Consider the following 4,317-nt stretch of genomic DNA (forward strand, 5'->3'; position numbering starts at 1 on the left):
GCCCCACAGCCCGCCCTGATACCCCGCGATGCTCCCCAGCGTCGCCCCCAGCCCCAGCAAAATCGCCGCGCACAGCTCAAACAACTCCACCGAAGCCTTGCTCGCTGCATCCGCCGCCGCAGCCACCTCCGCAGAAGATAGAGATTCAGTCACTGAGGTGGGATTTTTGGGTGTCGCGTTGGATTCCATCGGCGCGCCCCTTCTAAGACGAAGCCTGTAAACAGGCAACCAAAACCAACCGCGCACGACAAGATTCAAAATCTGGAAAATATGTACACAGAGGCAAACAACATCCCGTGTGCAAACCCTCCTCAGCTTCGGAAAGTGTGTGTAAGGCTTGCGTGAATGGGTCAGTCTCTCAATTTGGGTCTGAAGTAGATGTCATCCGAAAGGCGCACAGCGGGGTCAGCCTCTGAACTGAAAATGGGCCACTCCGAAACGGAAACCAGATCAAGAAAGGCCGAAACTGTGTAACTGCCCGCCTGAGGTGTGCAGAACTCATGCCCTTCGAATGCCGATGCATCAGAGAACAACCTTCTCAGATGCATCAGGTCATTCCCGGAGTCATGACCACTGGTGCTGAGAATCAACTCCCACTGTGCAAGTGATGGCGAGAGGTAATCATGCAAAAATTCCCGTGGAGCCTGGAAGTGGTAGAGCTGAAGCAACTCAACGGTCAATGCTGGAGCAATCGATTCAAAGGAGGGTGCTCCGCCTGCCGATCGGAACACTTCCCAACTCGCACGAGAAAACGAAAGAGATCCTCGTTTCATCATCCATCGCGGCGGCGCATACTCCATCGCATCGCACTGCCTCTGACACATGGCCGCAAAGTCAGGGATGATCAGAACGTGATCATCACCTCGTCGAATCGCCACACGTCCTCCTGAGCTACAGCCCGCATAGAGACATGCATCACAGAGTTCAAACTGAACCGAACGAGCAGACCAGTCGATGTGATCGGAGGCATTGCAGACGATGACATCGTCACAAACCACCTGTCGAACAGCGCAGTTCCCCTGCCCCGAGGAGCTCAAATCAAGTACCGCGCTTCGTGATTCAATATTGGCAGGCGTCCACACAGCTTCAGTTGTTGGTCTAATGTTGCGTTGCTCAAATGCAATGACAACCAGCCCCCAAGTCAAAATGCGCCCCCATTTCCCATTCCATCATTCCTCCCTTTGCCAATCCACCATACTAGGCCGCAACGCAGACTACCCCACAAGCCTCTCCACCTCCCCCACCGGAAAGCGGGTGCGCTCCGTGCTGCCTGCTGTAAAGGAGCCTGAAACATCCCTCACGCCCCCGCAAAGAACCCCGCCTGCGCCGCGTTAAGCTTTCACCCCTCTCATGAATCTCGCCCTCCGTCCCGCCACGCACGAAGCTTTGCAACGCTTTCGCCTGCGCCGTCAGCAGTTGCTGCGGTTGCGCGCCCTGCTCTGTGGCGCGGCGCTCGCCCTTGCTGCCTTCGCTCTCATCGCCTTGCTGGACCGCGCGTGGTTCATGCCGGATGCTCTTCGCCCCTGGGTCACCCTCATCGCCTACGGTGGCGCTGCCTACGCAGCATGGCGCGTGGCCTGGAGATTCATCGCACAGGCCAATGGTAAAGAAGGCACCGCCAAACTCATCGAAGCCGCTGAGCCCGCCCTGCGCGAGCGCCTGCTTGCTGCCGTCGAACTCGCCGATCCACGCGGTGGCGTGAACGTGAAGGACTCCGTCGAGTTCCGTGAAAAGCTTCAGGACGACGTCGCAGCCTCCATCGAAGGCATCGACTGGAATACGAAACTGCCCACGCGCACCCTGCGCCCCTGGTTCATCGCCGCCGGTTCAGTCGTCGCGGTCATCCTCGTGCTCTGCCTCATTCCCGGCCTCCACCTCGGCGGCTTCATGGCACGTGCCGCCCTGCCCTTCGCCAATCTCGAACGCCCCGCCACGGTCAAGATCCGCATCCTTGAGCCCCTGCAGGCCAGCACCCTCGCACCCATCGGTTCGGAAGTTCCCCTCATCATCGAAACCGAAGGTCCGCAGCCCGCGCAGGCCACTCTCGAGTTTGCCGTCGAAGGCTCCAAGCCCCGCCGCACCGAACTCTCCGCCGTCGGCACCGCACGCTTTGAAGGCGTCGTCCCCGTCGGCCAGACGGACGTTCGCTACCGCATCCACGCCGCAGATGCCATCACCCCCTGGCGCACCCTCAGCGCCCGCGCACGGCCCCGCATCGTGGAGTTCACCAAGACCATCATTCCACCCGCCTATTCCGGCTGGAAGGAAACGAAGGTCACCGCCGATCAGGGCGACCTCGAAGCCCTCGACGGCTCCACCATCAAGCTCACGCTCAAGACCAACCAGCCCGTCTCGAAGAGCGACTTCCAGTTGAATCCCGATCTCCCCGAGAAAAAGACCCTGCCCTCCACCACCACGCCCGAAGGCCTGCTCACCGCAGACATCGCCGTGCAGGCCGTGCACAGCTCCTGGCAGGTCACTTTGAAGTCCCTGGAAAGCGGCTTCACCAATGAGGAAAGCACCCCCTGGCGTATCACCACCATCCCCGATCTCCCGCCCACTGCGCAGATCAACGAACCCGCCGAGCAGATCGAGCTCCTCGCCGATGAAGCCGTGCGCCTCGCTGGACTCGTCACCGACGACGTCGGCCTCGGCGGCGTGAAGCTCTCCCACGCCATCAACGGAGCCAACTGGACCGAGCGCGATCTCCCCTTCACCAAGTCGGCCAAAGAAGCCCCCGTGCAGACCCTCCTCCCTCTCGCCCCCCTCGGCGTGAAGACCGGAGATGCCCTCCTCATCAAGCTGATCGCCATCGACCTCAAAGGCCAGAAGGCCGAGTCCCCACCCATCCGCGTCATCATCCTTGAGCAGACCGTCGATCCCCGCCAGCGCGACTGGGCGGAAAGCCAGCGCCGCCTCGCGCTGAAGGCAGATCGTCTCGATGAACAAACCCGCGAGCTGCGCAAGGACCTCGACAAGGTGCGCAAGACCGAACGCAACTCTCGCAAAGACCCCGAGAAGGCCAAGGACGATGCCGCCAACGCCCTCGCCTCAGCCCAGGAAAAACTCGAGCAGGTCAAAGCCCAGTCCGAAGAACTCTGGAACGCGCTCAAGGACGCCGCACGCGATGCCCCCAATCAGCTCGATGCCTCCGAAGCCCAGCTCCTTGGCAAAAAGCTCGCCCAGCTCCGCCGCGAGCAGCTTCCCGATCTCGAAAAGCTGAACGCCGACGAGATCGAAAACACCGAGCCCCTCAAGCGCGCCGCCAATGAAGCCGCCAGCCACGCCGCTGTCATCGCCGATGCCCTCCGCGCCTTCGCCGCCGAGGACACCGCCAAGATCGCCGCGCAAGAGTCCCAGCAGCTCCAGCGCCAGTCCCGCATGCTCACTGAGACCTCCCTTCAAGCCAATCGCGACTCCGAGCAGCGCCCCAAATGGCAGGAGCAGCAGCGCGCCCTCATGGCCCAGGCCAAGACCCTGCAGAAGGATCTGGCCAAGCTCGATGAATCCCAGAAAGGCCGCTTCCATGGCCCCGTGCTGGAGATGGACAAACGCATCACCGAAACCTCCGCAGATCTCGCCAGCAGCCTCGACAAACCGGACCAGACCAAGAGCCCCGAGCACCTCTACGGTGCCTCGGACAATCTCCGCAGCCGCCTTCAGCAGGCGTCCGACATCACCCGTGGCATCGCCGAGCAAACCGCCAACGAAGCCACACAGCGCCGCGAAAACCTCACCCGTCAGGACAACCCCGCGCTCGCCAAATTGGAGGAAGCCCGCAACCACCTCGCCACCGCCGAAAACGTCACGCGCGATCCACGCCAGAACAAGCGCCCGGATCAAGATGGCCTCACCCCCGTCGAAAAAGCCGAGAAGCTTCTCACCCAGTCCGCCAAACAACTCCAGGACCAGGCCGAACTGCGCGAGCAAAACCAGACCACCAACACCCAGGCCGCGCTCGACATGAACCGCGCCAGCCGCGCTGTGGACGAGCTCGCCCGCCAGACCGCCGAGGCAAAGAAAATCCCCCTGCTCTCCCCCGAAGAAGCCGAGAAAGCCCGCCGCAGCAATGCCCCTCCCTCCGCCGCCACCAAGGCCCTCGCCACACTGAAGGATCAGGCCGCACAGCTCTCCCAGGCCGCACGCGCCTTGGAGGCAGACGCCCTCGCGCAGGATGCCGCACAGGCTCTTGAAGCCGCACAGATGGAGTCCATGCGTCCACAAAATCAGCAGGACCTCGCAGCCACAGCCGCGCAGGCCAAAGCCGCCGCCGAGGCCCTGCAGCAGGTGCCGGACAAGATCAATCGCGCCCGCATT

The 4,317-nt window shown here is 62.1% G+C and carries 3 protein-coding genes; 1 reads left to right on the plus strand and 2 read right to left on the minus strand.

Annotation, left to right across the window (positions count from 1 at the left end):
* Positions 1 to 189 (minus strand): hypothetical protein (locus tag ACIREA_RS27510; RefSeq protein WP_397385525.1); only part of this gene is annotated, 189 nt, incomplete at its 3' end.
* Positions 190 to 350: 161 nt separating this feature from the next.
* Complete coding sequence (locus tag ACIREA_RS27515) at positions 351 to 1,082, minus strand: hypothetical protein (protein ID WP_397385526.1); 732 nt, start codon at positions 1,080 to 1,082, stop codon at positions 351 to 353.
* Between the two features lie 268 nt (positions 1,083 to 1,350).
* On the opposite strand from ACIREA_RS27515, the gene ACIREA_RS27520 reads away from it, so the two are divergent.
* Positions 1,351 to 4,317, plus strand: a 2,967-nt coding sequence (locus ACIREA_RS27520) for a hypothetical protein (protein ID WP_397385527.1), incomplete at its 3' end; no start/stop codon positions are given.

It is taken from the genome of Prosthecobacter sp. (assembly GCF_044373815.1).
GTDB lineage: Bacteria > Verrucomicrobiota > Verrucomicrobiia > Verrucomicrobiales > Verrucomicrobiaceae > Prosthecobacter.